Raw genomic sequence first — 16282 nt, forward strand, 5'->3', positions numbered from 1 at the left:
CGTTTTGATGGATTTTCTTACGCTGCTAGTGCCAGCTGTCGGTAACTGTAATGGACATCGTTGGGGTACTGGTAACCCAACGCGGAGTGGCGACGGCGACTGTTGTAGAACCCCTCGATGTAGTTGATCACATCACGTCGCGCCTGCTGTTTCGTCGCGTACACGGTGCGGTACACGCGCTCGTTCTTCAACGCCGAAAAGAACGATTCCGCCATGGCGTTGTCCCAACACACGCCAGTTCGTCCCATCGAAGACCGCATCCCCAGCCGGGCCACCAGCGCCCGATAGTCCGCGGAGGTATAAACACTTCCGCGGTCCGAATGAAAAATCGCGCCTGGCTCAATCTGGGTGGTCGCTACCGCATTCCGGAGCGCGTCCTCGACCAACTCGGTACGCATGTGATCAGCGATCGACCAGCCCACAACTTTCTTCGAATAGCAGTCAATCACGGTCGCCAAATAGATGAACCCCTGCCACGAGGGAATGTAAGTAATATCGCCCACGAATTTGCGGCCAGGCCGGTCAGCGGTGAACGCCCGCTGCACGAGGTCTGGCATGCCCTCGGCGGCCTCTCGATCCGCCAGCGTCGTCGTTCGGAACGGGCGCGGTTGACAGGCCACCAGGCCCTCGTCACGCATGATCTGTCGCACCAGCTCTGGCGAGCACTCCGTCCCCTCCGCGGTCAGATCAGCGTGAATCCGCCGGTACCCGTAGGTCTGGTCCGATGCGTCGAAGAAGTACCGGATCCGGGAGGTCAGCGCCGCCCTGCGGGTCGCGGTCGCCGATAACGGGCGGCCGCGCCAGTGATAGAACCCGGAACGAGAAACTGCCAGCCACACGCACATCCGCGCGATCGATGGCGCGCCTGGCTCGCGGGCATAGGAGTCAATAAACTCATACTTCGCCACTATCGTGGCTCCCTCGCGAAGTACGCTGCTGCTTTTTTTAGGAACGCGGCCTCGGTGCGCAGTTCCCGGTTCTCGCGTTCGAGTTCTCGTAACCGGGCTCGTTCATCGAGAGTCAAATCGCCCTCCGGTTCTCCGGTGGCGTGCTCGGCCCGGTACTTCTTGAGCCAGCCGCGGAGGGTTTCGGCGCCGACACCGTATTCCTCGGCTACCGTCTTGACGGCCTTCGAGGTGGTGATCACCTCGCGGCATAACTCGTCCTTGAATTCCTGACTGAATCGTCGTCGTGTTGCAGACATTCTGCGGATTCCTCATTTCAGTGTTCCCCCGAAATGCTACGGGGCTCACTGTCCGAAATCTCCACAGCACTCCAGTTCGATCGTCGACTTTTTACTCGGAGTTGCCCCGCCACCTGTTGGAAATCGTCTTCATCTTGACCATCGCCGCGCTCACTTTCGTCTTGTTCGCCACCTCGTCGGCAGAAGCCGCATTATCTACTTTGGGCGTGTTTGCAGCCGCTTCGGTTCGGTTACTACCAATGCTCAACGGGCTGTCTGGGACGATGACCATGATTCGTATCGGGCAGCCGGGATTGCATTTATTGGCAGAGGAGGTCGAGCGATTGGACAGCGTCGAGGAATACCAAGAGACTCCTCGAACGAGTGAGCGCTACCGTGGCGATATTGAAATTGACAACGTGGTCTTCCAATTCGAAGACGCGAGCGAGCCAGTCGTCAACGGCGTCTCGATGGATATCCGCGACGGTGAAATGGTCGCGCTCGTTGGGTCGAGCGGAGCGGGGAAGAGTACCGTTCTTGACCTTTTGATCGGACTCTTCGAACCCACGCGAGGGGAAATTAGATGTGGTGGTCGGAGGATCGACGACGACCCGGCGGCGTGGAACTTGTCTCTCGCGATCGTTCCACAAGACGTATTTCTGATCGATGATTCGATTCGACGAAACATTGCGTTCGGGGACCGTGAAAGCGAAATAAACGACGAACGAATGCAGGTTGCTATCGAGGCTGCACAGTTGGGCCAATTAATTAGTGAGCTTGAAGACGGGCTTGACACTCGCGTCGGCGAACGAGGTGTGCGACTTTCGGGTGGCCAACGCCAGCGACTCGGAATCGCCCGAGCGCTTTACCGAGAACCATCTGTGCTCATCCTCGACGAAGCTACCTCGGCCCTCGACAACGCTACGGAGGCTCTCATCGCTGAGACGATTGAGACGCTGAAGGGCAAGCTCACCATCATTGTCGTCGCGCATCGCCTATCCACGGTGAAGAACGCTGATCGCATTTACTTCATGAAAGATGGGAAGGTTGAATCCGAAGGGACGTTTGGCGATTTGACCACGACCAATTCGGACTTCGCTAAGCTCGTCGAATTGGGAAAGTTACCTGAATGAACAACGTCGAATCGGGGTCAAGCCCGCGACCCGAGGTCGTCATCATTGCGCCTGTAATACCCGATGAGAACACGCAGGGATTAGCGGGACGATACCTGCTCGACCTCGTGGCGGCACTGGACAGTTTCAATCCGTTGATCTTTTCTCCGGACACCATGAGGAATCGAAGGACTGCGGCACGCGGTGCGCCAAGGCACCGGCTCGTCGAGCTGAACGCGAAACCTGGAACGAGGCGACAAGTTCGACCGTTAACATCGCCCCTTCCTGCGCACCGAGGATTCGCCCGAGCGTTGCTTGAAGACCCTGAAATCGTGGCGATTATGGATAACGCGCGAGTCATCGAACTATATGGGTTGGAATCCACACCTTTGGCGATGTCACTTCGTAAGCGCTTCCCCTCCGCACGGATTACTGTGACTCTTCCCGACGTGGCGACCGATCGCTCCACGACACCGCCCGGGGTAGCGTCACGGAAATTCGCCCGCGCGGAACGCCGCGCCAGCGGTGTCGCAGACACTGTCATTACATTCAGCCCGGAAGCTCGTTCGCGATTGGCCGAGGTGAACAACGCGACCGTAATATTTCCACCGTTTATGGCGCGCAGTGCAGCTTCGTTCGATCCGAGTGCAGCTCACCAGCGGGCTGAGAATCACTACCCGGTACCCGCCGACGAGCGCTTCGACGATGTGGATTCGTGGATCCGTCATCGGTTTGGGTGGAAGCAGTTCAAGCGGAGGGTCCACGCCGTCTATGGTCCTGACGTTAGCTGTGATGCTGGCGAAAGTCCTACGCATCGCGAACCAACGTTTGCGTTGAGCGTTGTAATTCCGGTGTACAACGGAGAACACGGCCTGAGCGATCAGCTCGATTCATTGGCAATGCAGCCAGAAGCCGACGAGCTGGATGTCGTGATTGCGGACAATGGATCGACGGATCGATCAGCAACTGTCGCGCAGGCATATGCAAACGCGTTCGGTGCATTCCGGGTCGTTGACGCATCCGCTGCCCGGGGCCCCTCGCACGCACGCAACATCGGTGCGTTAATGGCTAGAGGCCGCGACATTTTGTTCGTCGACGCCGATGACGAGTTGCGGATGGGGTATGTAAGTGCCATGAGGAGTGCGCTTGAGCGGCACGTTCTCGTGGGTTCCGTACCGCTGTTGAGCATGCCGGGTGAGGCTCCACCTCCGATCCCAAAGGAGCCCAAATCACTCCGTCCTGGCCCCTTCTGGTTTCCCGAATACGCATTGGGAGGCGCGCTCGGCGTGCGACGCGAAACTATGCTGGAGGCTGGTGGCTTTGACGAATCATTTCGAGGTCATGAAGAGGTCGATTTTTGTGGACGCATACAGCAGCTTGGATACGAAATGGTGGGCGTCCCAACTGCGGTGTATGACTATCGGCAACGTTCAACGTTGCGAGACGCTTTTCGGCAATATCAGCATTATGGTCATACGTCGATTCAACTTTGGGTAAAGCACCACGAAGAGATCGAGCTCCAAAGCATTAGCTTGCGCTCGACGGTGCGACCGATGGTTCGGGCGGCACTTCGAACAATATCTTCTACGGACCGTATTTCGCTCGAGCAGAATATTCGAGGTGTAGGCTGGATGCTCGGCACGGTTGGGGGGCACTTGCGTTATCGTGTGTTTGGGAGCATTCCTAATTCCAAACTGATCAATAATTTCAAATCTGTAGACGAGTAAGTGCGCTTCTCTGCCAGAGTGAACGAAAGGTCAATGTTGTGAAAATGCCAACAGTTCAGGGTCTTTACAATATTACCAGTGGAGTCGGGTTTACCAGTTCGGAACTGAATTCATTACCTGGGCCGTATCGAGTGGATAAGTTAGCGAAGTCTGGGGTCCGACTTCAGCCGGTGCCCCCATTGCAGTTGAAGTCCCTCAAGAAGATCCGTGATGTCGTCGAGCATCGATCGGGGATGTCCATCGACGTTCCGCTCCGCGCGCTCGTGCGCTCTCCTGCCGCCGACGCGCTTTTATGTGTCCTTGAACAACACGCCGTCCTCCCGGCGAAGCTCCGCAAGAGGCGACTGCCTCCATACAGGAGGATGAGGCTTGCCACGATTTCTTGTTGGTGGGCCGAGGAAATTCAAGCAGGATCCACCGCGCGGATCCAAGAAATTCGGTCAATCGCGAAGGAGTTAGATCGAATCTATGTATTCAGTCAAAACCAAGTTGACATTTTTGCGGAAATCGGGATTCAGAGCGACCGGGTCTTACCGGTCGATTTCGGCGTCGATCACGACTTCTTCACCCCCGCGCCCACTTCCACGAGGCGTTTCCAAGTGCTCTCAGTTGGTATCGACAGGGGGCGTGATTATCAATCACTAGTTGATGCAGCAAGGTTGTTACCAGCGGTTGAATTCCAAATCTTCACCCAGGCGGGGCGTTTTTCGCCAGATGATCTTCCCCGCAACGTGACCGTAAATTCACCTGTCTCACTCGAGGAACATCGGGAGAATCTTCGATCTGCGAAACTTGTCGTGATTCCCACGCACGATCTTGCCTATCCAACGGGGCAAAGCGTTTTACTCGAAGCCTCCGCCTGTGCCAGGCCAGTGCTTATTACAGATACTGAGCCGATGCGTGAATACGTAATTGATGGTGAAACCGGTCTATTTATGCCACTTCATGACGCAGAAGGGGTGGCGTCATCGATTTCATCCGCATTGGCGGACGAAGTGCGTCTCAATCGGATCGGAAAGGCTGCGCGAAGAAGTGTTGAGTCGAAGTTTAATTTCGATAGCATGTGGGAAACTATCGCCGATGACTTGCGTGGCCTGACCACATCAAAGTTGTAATAGTTCTACGATTCTGTCATTGAAGTCGAATCGTAGAACGCGCACATTTGGTTATTTGCCGTTGGTCTTTAGTTTAGTCAAAATTGTGAAGAAACCAGCTGAGGGGTTTGGTTGCTCTCGGGCTCTTGAGAATATGAAACTAGCGCGTGACTGCGACAGATGCCGCATCGTGTCGGCATCCTCTTTAGCTTCGCGCGTCAGAAGTAGGCGGGCTGAGCGTCGTGTCGGAGGTTGATTTCCAGTCTCTCTTTCGCCGACTCGCACTCCGTATAGACGGGAGTTCAAACAACAGCTTGAAACGGTCATAGAAGATCGCCACAACGATAGGGACGCCGAACCCGGCAATGAGGACTAACGCGTAGAACAATGCCGCCGAGGTTTCCGCAAGGCCACCCGCGAAGAGTGTGAGAACGATCATGACCGGCGCATGGACGCAGTAGAGAACGATTGACCGGCGGCCCGCGAACTCCAGCCACGGCATCCGTGGGAGTCGAGGCATGATCCACAACGCGACGATCAGGCCGGGCAGGCTTACGAGAAGGGTCCACGGCGCGTCATGGTTGACGGCCACATGTCCCAACATGCTGCCTACTCCTAGGACTATTGCAGCCAGCCCAGATGCGGCCGGGAGCCAAGGTCCTCGGGACTGAATCCATGGCAAGTAGCGATAAACGGTGGCGCCGATGAAAAAGAAGGCGCCGAAGAAGAGGATGCGTCGATAGAAATTGGTCGACGGATCGACGATCACGAGGACGGCCATCATAGCGATCGGGATGATCCAAGGTGGAACCCAACGCACCGCCGGGCCAATCAAATAGCAGGCCATGAGTACGGTGAGGAACCAGAGGTGGCTCGGCCCGCCCCGCCAGAATTCGATGGTCAAGAGGCTCTCTGGCGAGAGCGTTACTAACGCGATGATTACACCCCACACAAGGTAGGGCCATACGACCTTGCGGACCTAGCCCCCGTAATAGGTGGGTAGGGGCTTACGAACGGACGGGATTAGTAGCAGCCCCGACAGGAGCAGTAGCATCGGCATGCGGTAGGGCGCCAGGAACCCCGTGGAATAGTCGAGGAACTCCGCCACGTTGATGTCGGCGTAGGTGCGCGGGATGCCGTTGGAGTGCTGCAGTATGACGAGGAGTACGGCGATGCCGCGCAGAGCGTCCATGCCGTGTGAACGCGATGTGTTGGTTTGAGTGGTAGTCACCGCTACACCCTTTCCGTCTCTAATGCAGGACTTGATGGCTGAGATTTTCTGGAAGAGATCAGGGCTCACGAACCTTTCGTCTTCCGCGGGCTCGCGCCAGAGCGACAACCGCCGCTCCTAAGACCGCCCCCAACGTGTTCGCAACCACATCCCGGAGTGAGAACTCCCGCGGCAAGAACACGAGCTGCACGACTTCAATGCCTCCAGAAACAACGAGCGCCAGCAGCGGCCAAACCCACCAGGGCACGCGGCGCCAGAGCAGCGACGCTAACGCGACCGGCACAGCAAACAGCAGGACGTTCAGCCCGAACTCGTACCACCCGAGCGTCACGACACCGGGCATGCCGAGGCTCTTCCCCGCGTAGTACAGCCAGACGATTAGTCGGTTGAGCATCCAGCCGATCGGGAGAAACACGATGGCGAGGACGCCCGCGACGCAGAGCCCGAACGCGACCCACAGGATCGTTCGCGACGCCCCGCGACGACGCGGCTCACGGCCGGAGCCGTCGTCTACACCTTGATCGACGGTTCCACCCATGCGCGCACCTTCGCCGCGAAGTGCTCGTTGTCGAACTCGAGCGCGCGAGCCTTCGTCGCATCCCGGCGCACTTGCGCCGCGATCTCGACCGCTGCGGTCCAACTCAGCGCATCCTGTGGGTCGATCAGCGCGCCGGTCTCGCCGTCAACGACCGACTCGGCGGCGCCGCCCACGCGGTTCGCGATCACGGCGCATCCTGCGGCCATCGCCTCGACCGGCATGATGCCGAAGTCCTCGACGGGCGGGAACACGAAGGCCAGCGCACGCTGGTACAGCGCCCGAAGCATCTCGTTCGTGACGCGACCGAGGAAGAAGACCTTGGTACGCGCATCCGCCGCCTGCGCGCGAAGCCGCTGCTCCTCGGGGCCGCTGCCTGTGAGCACCACTGGCAGGCCGAGCGTCTCGCCCATCTCGATTACCTTCGCGTGGCCCTTGTACGGCACCATGCGCGAGCCCGCGAGCAGGAACTCGTCGCGGGGAAGCGACTCGAGCACCGCGTGCTCTTGTTCGGTGAGCTGCTCGGCCCAGTCCTCGACTTCGGCGATCTGTGCCGAGTCAACCGGGGGATGGATCACCACGGCATCCTGATCCCAGGCGCGGCGGATGCGGTCGCGAATGAACATACTATTCGCGGCGAAGGAGCCGGTGCGGCCGGCGGCCATCCGGTCGAGCGCACGCAGCGGGGGCGCCGCCGACTTCACGAGCGCGCTATCGCCGCGCTGGTCGTGCTCAGGCGCCCAGAGGTACCGCGCGGGGGAGTGCACGTAGTTGAACCGGGGAACGTCGGGGAAGGCTGCGCTCAGGTGGTGCGCGAACACGTACGAACTCGTGACGACCCAATCGGGCTGCAGGTGTCGCAGCTCGAATCGCCAGGTGGGGGACATCAGCGGCAGCGCAATCGCCTTGTGCCCGCGCAGGGGGCTGCGGCTCAGCCACGACTCGCGAACCGGAAGCACAGAGTGCCAGCGAGGATCGTCGTTCCACAGGCACGCGAGCTCGGCGGGTGGGAGCACGTCGATGAGGGCCGAAAGCACCTTCTCGGCACCGCCGTAGGGCTCAACCCAGTCCTGGGCGATTAGTCCCGCCATTGAGTCTCCTTCGGTGTCGGCATCAGTACGCGCCCTTCGGCGAAATCATGGTCCGCACCGTGCGCAGCACGATCAGCAGGTCTTCGATCAGCGACCAGTTCTCGACGTAATAGAGGTCGAGGCGGATGCTGTCCTCCCACGAGAGATCGCTACGGCCACTGACCTGCCACAGGCCGGTGATGCCCGGCTTCACGAGTAGCCGGCGATGCACCCAGGCCTCGTAGTTCTCGACCTCGCTCTGCAGCGGCGGCCGCGGGCCAACGATCGACATGTCGCCACGCAGGACGTTGTAGAACTGCGGCAGCTCGTCGAGGCTGAACTTGCGCAGCACCTTCCCGACGCGGGTGATGCGGGGGTCTGACTTGTGTTTGAAGAGGTGCCCGTTGCGCGTCTCGTCGTTCATGAGCTCGTCGCGCCGCAACTCCGCATCCGCCGTCATCGAGCGGAACTTGTACATCGTGAAGGGCTTGCCGCCGATGCCCACTCGCTCTTGCTTGAAGATGACGGGGCCGGGGCTATCGAGGCGGATGAGCGTCGTGATGACGAGTGCGAGCGGGCTAATCAGGATGAGGGCCAGGGCCGAGCCGACGATGTCAAAGACGCGCTTCGTGTAGTACTTGCCGCCCTCGAACTCGGGCACCTCGAGGTGCACGAGCGGCATTCCCGAGACCGGGCGGGAGTGGATGCGCGCCCCGGCGATTCCCGTCAGGCCGATCGACGCGATGATGTCGACATCGCGGTTCTCGAGCTGCCAACCGATTTCGCGGAGATGTTCGGGAGTCAGCGCATCCGCGCTCGTGAGGATGAGCGTGTCGATGTGGTAGGCATCCACCACGTGCATCAGGCCCTCGTAGCCCGAGAGCACGGGGACGCCCGGCGCCAGCTCCTGGTTCGTGCCGTGCTCGGTGACGGCGCCGACGACGTCGAAGCCTGCGTACGAGGTGCGGGCGATTTCTTCGGCCACAGTAGCGCTCTTCGCTCGATCGCCAACGATCAGCGTCCGGTAAATGTGGTGGTGACGCTCGCGCTGGTGGTGCAGGTACTTCCTCCAGAGCCATCGGCCCAAGAGTAGGAGGAACAGACCGAGGGGGAGCGCGATGAGGACGTAGCCGCGGCCGACCTGCGAGCGCAGCGCGAACGCGATGATCGCCAAGAGCCCGAACACCCCGAACGTCGCCGAGATGACGTTGCGATACTCGGTTGCGCCGATGCCGACTACCTTCGGCGAGCGGCTCCCCGACATCGCAAGCGTGATGAGCCAAGCGGCGATGAGCGCCACGGAGATCGCGGTGTAGCTGACTTCGAAGCCTTTGTTATCAGCGACCGCCGGGTTGACCTCGAGCGAAGACCGGTCAACGCCGAAACGAAGCAATTGCGCGACAATTACGGCGAATACAACGATAATGGTGTCCGTGATTGCAAGCCGGCGTTCGTAGCGCTTTTCCCACAGCTTGGCCGATTCCGTGATTGCTTTCGGCGCCATTACTACCATGATGGAAGGGGATTGGCGGTTCTGGGGTGGCCGTTTTTGGGGCCCAAGAATGAAGGACTGACCCTGCGCGACTGATTCAACCGAAAACGCATGCTTCCCTCAACTATCGAGCGTTGACGTGTGTCAAAGCTTGATTTTGCAATCGAACTGACTCAGTATCCCACAATATCGGCGGAAATACAGGGTTGGAGCATGGTCAACTATTAATCTGTCGGCTATTTGCGACGATTCGAGTGAGTTGTGACTGGGCGCAGAACTGGTTCAAGCCAACGGTCAGGCTTGCGCTGCAAACTGTGCAGGTCGGCCTGGGTCGACGTTCCTAACCAACCGCAGAATGAATCGAAACGAGAAGGAATACCGATGGTAGATTTCGGCAAGATCGGCGAGCAGCTCGGTGACGCAGCGAAGAACGTCGACCCGCAGCAGGCGGAACAGGCAATCAACCAGGTCGCCGAAGGTGCGAAGAACGCGACCGGCGGCAAATATGACGAGCAGATCGACGGTGCAGCCGACAAGCTCGGCGAGATGTTCAACCAGGGTGACCAGGACGCGAACGCGAAGTAGCGCGAATCTCTAGTTGAGAACCCCGAAGCGGGCGGGGCGACGCAGTGGCGTCGCCCCGCCCGCTTCCTTTTGTTGCTCGAGTTGTCCCACCACGGCGTGATCTCTGCGCGGAACCGTACAACCGGGGTATGGGGAGTTGGCCGTTTGGTGTTCTCGGATTGCTAGCCTCTGGCCATTGCGCGCCGGAACCTGAGTGAGATGAGAAGCCATGACCTACGACCCGAACAACCCACAGCATCCTGAACAGCAGGGCGGTTCGGCGTACGGGGGTGGGTCCTACGGGAGCTACTCGGGCGACGGGTCGGGAGAGCAAGGGCAGGCGGGGCGGCCGGGTCAACCCGGCCAGCAGCAGGGTTATGGCCAGCAGCCCGGTTATGGCCAGCAACAGGGTTTCGGCCAGCAGCAGGGCGGACAGGCGCCGAACGCGGCCCAGGGAAACTACGGGCAGCCGGGTCAGGCGAATCAGTCAGGTCAGTACGGTCGGCCGGGTTATGGCCAAACCACGAACTACGGCCAGGGCGGTACCTACAATCATGGCGGTACCTACGCTCAGGGTGGCACGTACGGCCAAGCCGGCGCCTACGGGCAGGCCAACCAGCCAAGACAACCTCGTCCGCCGCGCGCCACGAAGAATCGCAACAAGTGGTGGATCATCGGCATCGCGGGCGTCGTCGTCATCGCGCTCGGGATCTGGGGCGGAATCTCGTTCCTCGGCAACCTCGGCGGCGCGCGCAACCCCGAGGCCGCGGTAGACAACTATGTCGGCTCGATCGCATCCTTCAATATCGTCGATACGGCGATCGGCACGGCACCGAGCGAGCGCGAGATCTTCCAGGATGCGCTGCTCAAGCTGCAGGATGCGGGCCTCGGCGAGGCGGGCAGCGACAGCGACACGGGCATCCCGCCGATCTCGGATTCGCTCAAGGGCGTCTCATCCGCGGTCAACGTTGACCAGGGCGACTTTGTCTACGAGACCGAGGCCATCACCGAAGGCGTCGAAGTCGTCACGATCACCGAGGGCACACTGACTTTCGACGGCGATGAGGAAGCGTTCAAGACCTCGCTCGTGGACCTCGCGCGGGGCCTGCAGTACGAGGCGCAGATCGCGGGCGGCGCCTCGGAAAGCGAGGCGCTCGACGCTGCGATGCTAATCACGGACGACCAGCTCGACATCGAATTCCCGTACGAGTACGACCTCGCGCAGGGGAGCGAGGATCTCCAGCAGCTGCCCGACGGCCTGGGCATCGTCACCGTGCACGAGAGTGGAAGCTGGTACGTCAGCCAGGTCATGACGGCCGTCAACCTCGCTGCGACCGGCATGACGTCGAGCATGCTCGGTGCTAGCGGCTGGGCCGTCGGCGACACGGTGTTGGATGCGCAACCCGCCGCGAGTCCCGAGGAAGCGGGGATGCAGTTCGCGACCGGTATCGCGGATGCGTTCTCGCTGTCGGGTGGCGGGAGCAGCTCGGGTGTTGAACCGGGAATCGGTGTGCTCAGCGAGGCGGAGCGCACGCTCGTATCGCTCTATGTGCTGCCTGCGCTGCAGGAACTCTCGCAGGATACCGACGACGACTTCTCGGCGGGCTTCAGCCTCGGCGGGCAGTTTGAACAGATCGAGAGCGGCGGCGTCACGATGGTGCTGCCCTCGGCCCTTACGGTGACCTACCAGGGTGAGACGCTGGAGATCGACGGGTACTGCGCATCCGCACCCGGAATGAGCCCGGCGTGCCTCACCGACTGGGCGCCCTTCTCGGAGCTTGGCTGGGACCAGCTTGGCCTCGTCGTGGTGCGGGAGGAAGGCGGCTGGCTCGTGAGCCCGTACCAGACGGTCAAGGTCTTCCTCGACTCGGCAACCGATCGCTACCTCGAACTGCGCGAAGAGGGCAACCTCGACGTGCTCTTTGGCGACGATATCTAGCTGCTAGAGCGGGCCGTAGGCCGCTTCGATGTTTGAGTAGCGCCGCAGGCGCGTATCGAAAACCACCGGGACTTCGATACGGCCTGCGGCCTACTCGGCCAACGGAGGGTACGGCCTCCGGCGCTACTCGAACATCGAAACGTGCCTCCGGCGCTACTCGAACATCGTGGTGAAGGCGCTAGTTCAGCGCAGGGGTGTCCTCGGGGATGACGCCACTGCCGTAGAGATCCGTCGCGAGGTCTCGGTAGGCGCGCAGCGCAACGCGTTGGGTGGTCGGGCCGTAAGAGATGCGGGCGACGCCGAGGGATTCGTACTCGGCGGCCGAGAGTGCGCCGGGCAGGCCGATCACGCTGAGCTTGCCCGGGCCGAGCCCGGCGACGAGCGTCTCAGTGGCGGCTCGGTCGAGGACTCCGGGGACAAACACGAGCGAGGCACCCGCATCCAGGAATGCCTTGCCGCGCTCGATCGCATCCTTGAGGCTCTCATCCAGCGGCCGATCGCCGCCGCGCACGATCGCATCGGTGCGGGCGTTGAGCTGGAAGTCGACGCCCTCGGCCTCGCCCGCCGCGACGATGGCGCGCACGTTTGCGACCGCCTCGTCGAAGGGCACGAGGCGGTCCTCAACATTGGCGCCGACGACGCCGACGCCAATCGCGCGACGGACCGTCTCGCCGGGGTCGCCGAAGCCGGCATCGAGGTCGGCGGTCACCGGGAGCTCGGTCGCGTTCACGATGCGCTCGACCGCGGCGAGCGCGAGGTCGAGAGGAATCTCACCGTCGGCGTAGCCGTGGGATGCGGCGATCGAGTGCCCGGCGGTCGCGATCGCCTTGGTCTCGGGGAGGTCTGCGACGACCTTGGTGGTGATCGCATCCCACACGTTCACCACGCGCAGGATCGTGTCGGCTTCGTGAAGTTGCTTGAGGACGAGGGCCTTGTCTTGAATGCTCATGGTGCCGACCGTAGATACCGCGCATTCAAATTGGCTCCGAAGGGTGTGGCAGTTTTCGATACGCGCCATAAGGCGCTACTCAAACATCGTGGGGATTAACTGCCGTAGCGGGGGAGCATCCAGCCCGCCGTGCCGTGAATCCACCACATTCCTATCGCGAGTGGCAGCGGCAACATCACCGCGAAAAACGAGAGTGGGCCGAGGGCAAGCGCGGCGAGATAACACAGCGCGATGAGCCCGGCGCCCACGATCAAGACCCAGCTGACGAATGACTTCCGGGCGAATGTCCAAAGCGCGTGGCGCACGGTTATTTCGCGGGCTGGCCGCAACTGCCAATACAAAATGAGTGCCATGCCGGCGAGGCCGGCCAGTCCACCAAATCGGATTGACCAGTGCAAAAGCGGCGGCACCTCGGTATCCCAGGAAGAAGAGCCACTGGTGCCTGACTCCAGCAGTACTGAAGGGATCGCGATCGCGATTATGCCCACCAGGAACGACAACACCAGCAGGAGCATCACGATGCGGAATCCGACGGTGTAGAGGGCGATGCTCGCAAACGTCGTCGGTTCGCGGTCAGTGGGGGATGCGCGCAGCACGGCGAGCGCGGTCGACAGCCCTTGCGCGTGGCGACCGGCGAGCGCCTGCACCTTGAGATATCCCTGCTGCAGGCTGATATTGGTGGGGTCGTGGGAGAGCGCTGCGGCCGCCGTCTCGAGACCTTGCTTGCGTTGGTGGAAGGCGGCTTGGTGGTAGGCGAGGATCATCATCGCCTGCGCCCAATCGTCGGCATTCGCCGCAAGCTGCACGGCGGCGTGCGCCTCGCCGAGTGCCTCCTGCTTGCGGTCGGCGTCGGACAGCGTGGCGGCCAACCCCGCCCGGTAGGTCCACTCGTTGGGGTTCAGCCGCACGGCCGTCGCCGCGGCCCCGATCGCATCCTGCTTACGGCCAGGGATGCTTCGCAATGCGGTGCCGATCGTGTGCCATGCTGTCGGGGCTACTTCGGGATCGGATGTGGCAATGCCCGCGTGCCGCTCGGCCTCGGGGAAGTGCTCGAGGCCGAGCTCAGCGAGGGCAACGGCGAGGTGGCGACGCGCCGAGGTGGGGTCGCGCGCGAGCCCCGCGCGGGCAATATCGAGGGCACGGTCGTGCCTACCCGCATTGAGATACCCCTGGATCTGCTGCAGCGCTTGGATGTTCACGCTAAATCCGGTGCTGTCGCAGGTACGCCCGCAGCTGCCCGAACGTGCCGTCATCGACGCCGTACTCGAGCACCGGCTTGATCTGCTCGAACCAGGCACGCGTGGACGGCGTGATGGCGCCCACGGCCCGCACCAGGTCGTGCGTGCCGATCATCCGCGGCTGGCCGTCGCGCATCGCCTGCGCGAACGCGTTCTGTACCGCGGTGTCGACGACATAGCTGAGGTCGGCGCCCGAGAACTCGCTGGTGCGGCGGACGAGTTCGGGAATGTCGATCTGGGCCGCGGGCTTGTCGCGCAGGCTGCCGGCAATGATGCTCCCGCGCGCGACCTCATCCGGCGGCAGCACGAGCACCGTGCGGTCGAAACGACCGGGGCGGCGCAGCGCCGGGTCGATATCCCACGGCCGGTTCGTCGCCGCGAGCACGTAGATGCCGTCGTTCGAGTCCTGCACGCCATCGAGCTCGACGAGTAGCTGACTCGCCATCATGCGCAGGGACTGAGAGGACGCGTTCCCCGAGGTGCGGCGCCCACCGATCGCGTCGAACTCGTCAAAAAAGACCACGCAGGGACGCTGCTCACGAGCCTGTTGGAACACCGCGTGGATCGCCTTCTCGGTCTCGCCCCAGTACGGGCCCATGATGTCGGCCAGAGTCACGTGCAAGAAATTCGCGCCCAGCTCGCCCGCGATTGCCCGCGCAATAAACGTCTTGCCGCATCCCGGCGGGCCGTACATGAGGAGGCTGCCGCGCGCGACCTGGCCGTACATCCGCGCGAGCTCGGGATTGCGCATCGGACCGAGGAACGCGGCCTCGAGGTGCTGCTTGACCTCGTGCATCCCCGCGACATCGGTGAGCCGCACCCGCGGGCGCTCCACCTCGAACATCGGCTGCGCATCCTGTTCGAAACCCGAGGCGGAGACGTTAATAGGGAACTGGTCGCCGCCTGTTGGCTGCTGGGGTGGATGCGCGGGCTGGCCTGGCTGGGCCGGATGCGCGGGCTGGGCTGGATGCGAGGGCTGGGTTGGATGCGAGGGCTGGCCTGGCTGCAGGGGCGGCTGGAAGTGTGCGGTCTGCTGCGACGCGGGGTCGGCATCCACGCCCTGCTGCCAGGCGCTGCCGCTCGTTCCACCCGTCTTCTCGGCGCGCAGCCGCGCGGCCGCCGCACGAGCACGAAGCACGGCAACGGTCTGGGGGTTCGCGCCGTGCTGCGCGAGCGCGTCGATCTCCGGCACCACTGCGTCGAGGTCGTGCTCGAGCAGAAGCTCCACGAGATCGGCACGCAAGCCGACGTTCGAGGGGTCGGCGGCGACCGCATCCCGTATTATCTGTACGAACTCGTTCTGCGAAGATTCACCCACAGTAGGGGAGTGTAGGCGTTCGAACGTTGAGTAGGCGCGAAGCGCCGTATCGAAACGTTCGGCACCATTTCGATACGCGCTTCGCGCTACTCAAGGTCCGTGAGGCCCTTCGATACGCGCTTCGCGCTACTCAGGGACCGAAACCCGAAGCGAAGTACTCAGGAAACTTCTGAAAAATCCGACACGCCCGGGTTGCATGAACTTGAAGTGTCCATCTACACTTGCATAGTTCAACATTTCGGGCGTGCCATAGGCAGGCGCCCGAATCACTGTCGCGATTGTGACATGCCCACCGCATCTGCGGGGTAGGCATTTCCTCCGGCAGCAGAGCACGGCTCCGGTATCACCGGGCAAGGCCCACGGGCCTCACCCACTGATGCCGTACATCTGCCCGAGCGTACGCGCTTACGGGCCGGTGAACTTGACAGAAAAACAGTGGTGCACGCGAACTGCAAGCGCAGTCCAGCAATGCATGTGAGGCCAATTAATAGCCCCAACTAATGAGGAGTAGGACATGGCGGGACAAAAAATCCGCATCCGACTGAAGTCGTATGACCACGAGGTCATCGACAACTCCGCGCGCAAGATTGTAGACACCGTAACGCGCGCTGGTGCATCCGTCATCGGGCCAGTCCCGCTGCCGACGGAGAAGAACGTGGTAACGGTTATCCGTTCGCCCCACAAGTACAAGGACAGCCGCGAGCAGTTTGAGAAGCGCACCCACAAGCGTCTGATCGACATCGTCGACCCCACGCCGAAGGCTGTCGACTCGCTTATGCGCCTCGACCTGCCGGCCGACGTCAACATCGAGATCAAGCTCTAGAGGAATT

Annotated in this window: 13 protein-coding genes and 1 pseudogene; 6 read left to right on the forward strand and 8 right to left on the reverse strand. The window is 61.6% G+C overall.

Annotated features, from left to right (window positions below):
- Positions 1-17 precede the first annotated feature (17 nt).
- Positions 18-1204, reverse strand: a protein-coding gene (locus tag GMOLON4_RS14845; RefSeq protein ID WP_265415360.1) for an IS3 family transposase whose coding sequence is annotated in 2 segments (ribosomal slippage) — positions 18-934 and positions 934-1204 — 1188 coding nt in all. Because the reading frame shifts where the segments join, the coding sequence is not laid out codon by codon here.
- Positions 1205-1338: 134 nt separating this feature from the next.
- Here GMOLON4_RS14845 and GMOLON4_RS14850 point away from each other — a divergent pair.
- The 3 genes from GMOLON4_RS14850 (at position 1339) to GMOLON4_RS14860 (ending at position 5137) form a co-directional block, all read left to right on the forward strand.
- Entirely contained in the window at positions 1339-2316 is a 978-nt protein-coding gene (locus tag GMOLON4_RS14850; protein WP_146137510.1) for an ABC transporter ATP-binding protein, read from the forward strand.
- Positions 2317-2606: 290 nt separating this feature from the next.
- Entirely contained in the window at positions 2607-4022 is a 1416-nt protein-coding gene (locus GMOLON4_RS14855; protein WP_169516449.1) for a glycosyltransferase family 2 protein, read from the forward strand.
- 362 nt (positions 4023-4384) lie between these two features.
- Entirely contained in the window at positions 4385-5137 is a 753-nt protein-coding gene (locus tag GMOLON4_RS14860) for a glycosyltransferase family 4 protein (RefSeq protein ID WP_181244115.1), read from the forward strand.
- Between the two features lie 184 nt (positions 5138-5321).
- On the opposite strand, the pseudogene GMOLON4_RS14865 reads toward GMOLON4_RS14860, so the two are convergent.
- The 4 genes and pseudogenes from GMOLON4_RS14865 to GMOLON4_RS14880 form a co-directional block, all read right to left on the reverse strand.
- Positions 5322-6308, reverse strand: a pseudogene (locus GMOLON4_RS14865) (acyltransferase family protein).
- 97 nt (positions 6309-6405) lie between these two features.
- A complete protein-coding gene (locus GMOLON4_RS14870; RefSeq protein ID WP_051266113.1) occupies positions 6406-6885 on the reverse strand; it encodes a VanZ family protein in 480 nt (159 codons plus the stop codon).
- Positions 6858-7973 carry a glycosyltransferase gene (locus GMOLON4_RS14875; RefSeq protein ID WP_026935983.1) on the reverse strand — a complete coding sequence of 372 codons (1116 nt, stop codon included), beginning with the start codon at positions 7971-7973 and terminating at the stop codon, positions 6858-6860. The genes GMOLON4_RS14870 and GMOLON4_RS14875 overlap by 28 nt, the downstream gene beginning before the upstream one ends.
- 22 nt (positions 7974-7995) lie before the next feature.
- The gene (locus GMOLON4_RS14880) at positions 7996-9456 is read right to left on the reverse strand and encodes a sugar transferase (RefSeq protein ID WP_051266110.1); all 1461 of its coding nucleotides are present in this window, start codon (positions 9454-9456) and stop codon (positions 7996-7998) included.
- A 369-nt stretch (positions 9457-9825) separates the two neighbouring features.
- Here GMOLON4_RS14880 and GMOLON4_RS14885 point away from each other — a divergent pair, with 369 nt between their 5' ends.
- Together GMOLON4_RS14885 and GMOLON4_RS14890 are read left to right on the forward strand one after the other, a co-directional pair.
- Complete coding sequence (locus GMOLON4_RS14885) at positions 9826-10029, forward strand: Rv0909 family putative TA system antitoxin (protein ID WP_026935981.1); 204 nt, start codon at positions 9826-9828, stop codon at positions 10027-10029.
- 208 nt (positions 10030-10237) lie between these two features.
- A complete protein-coding gene (locus GMOLON4_RS14890; protein ID WP_051266107.1) occupies positions 10238-11947 on the forward strand; it encodes a hypothetical protein in 1710 nt (569 codons plus the stop codon).
- Positions 11948-12125: 178 nt separating this feature from the next.
- Here GMOLON4_RS14890 and GMOLON4_RS14895 read toward each other — a convergent pair whose 3' ends face one another.
- From GMOLON4_RS14895 to GMOLON4_RS14905, 3 genes are all read right to left on the reverse strand, one after another.
- Positions 12126-12896 (reverse strand): isocitrate lyase/PEP mutase family protein, encoded by a 771-nt coding sequence (locus GMOLON4_RS14895; protein WP_026935980.1) that lies wholly within the window; start codon positions 12894-12896, stop codon positions 12126-12128.
- A 95-nt stretch (positions 12897-12991) separates the two neighbouring features.
- Positions 12992-14095, reverse strand: a complete 1104-nt coding sequence (locus GMOLON4_RS14900) for a tetratricopeptide repeat protein (protein ID WP_026935979.1) — start codon at positions 14093-14095, stop codon at positions 12992-12994.
- A 1-nt stretch (position 14096) separates the two neighbouring features.
- Positions 14097-15452: an ATP-binding protein gene (locus GMOLON4_RS14905; protein ID WP_026935978.1), complete on the reverse strand. Its 1356-nt coding sequence runs from the start codon at positions 15450-15452 to the stop codon at positions 14097-14099.
- 514 nt (positions 15453-15966) lie between these two features.
- Between GMOLON4_RS14905 and rpsJ the strand changes: the two genes are divergently transcribed.
- Positions 15967-16275 carry a 30S ribosomal protein S10 gene (gene rpsJ, locus GMOLON4_RS14910; RefSeq protein WP_026935977.1) on the forward strand — a complete coding sequence of 103 codons (309 nt, stop codon included), beginning with the start codon at positions 15967-15969 and terminating at the stop codon, positions 16273-16275.
- Positions 16276-16282 lie beyond the last annotated feature (7 nt).

Source organism: Gulosibacter molinativorax (assembly GCF_003010915.2).
GTDB lineage: Bacteria > Actinomycetota > Actinomycetes > Actinomycetales > Microbacteriaceae > Gulosibacter > Gulosibacter molinativorax.

Bases quoted from the DNA above. Each gene is read 5' to 3' on its own strand.
- GMOLON4_RS14860 (WP_181244115.1), top strand. From the start codon at position 4,385: ATGAGGCTTGCCACGATTTCTTGTTGGTGGGCCGAGGAAATTCAAGCA.
- GMOLON4_RS14870 (WP_051266113.1), bottom strand. From the start codon at position 6,885: ATGGGTGGAACCGTCGATCAAGGTGTAGACGACGGCTCCGGCCGTGAG.
- GMOLON4_RS14875 (WP_026935983.1), bottom strand. From the start codon at position 7,973: ATGGCGGGACTAATCGCCCAGGACTGGGTTGAGCCCTACGGCGGTGCC.
- GMOLON4_RS14880 (WP_051266110.1), bottom strand. From the start codon at position 9,456: ATGGCGCCGAAAGCAATCACGGAATCGGCCAAGCTGTGGGAAAAGCGC.
- GMOLON4_RS14885 (WP_026935981.1), top strand. From the start codon at position 9,826: ATGGTAGATTTCGGCAAGATCGGCGAGCAGCTCGGTGACGCAGCGAAG.
- GMOLON4_RS14890 (WP_051266107.1), top strand. From the start codon at position 10,238: ATGACCTACGACCCGAACAACCCACAGCATCCTGAACAGCAGGGCGGT.
- GMOLON4_RS14895 (WP_026935980.1), bottom strand. From the start codon at position 12,896: ATGAGCATTCAAGACAAGGCCCTCGTCCTCAAGCAACTTCACGAAGCC.
- rpsJ (WP_026935977.1), top strand. From the start codon at position 15,967: ATGGCGGGACAAAAAATCCGCATCCGACTGAAGTCGTATGACCACGAG.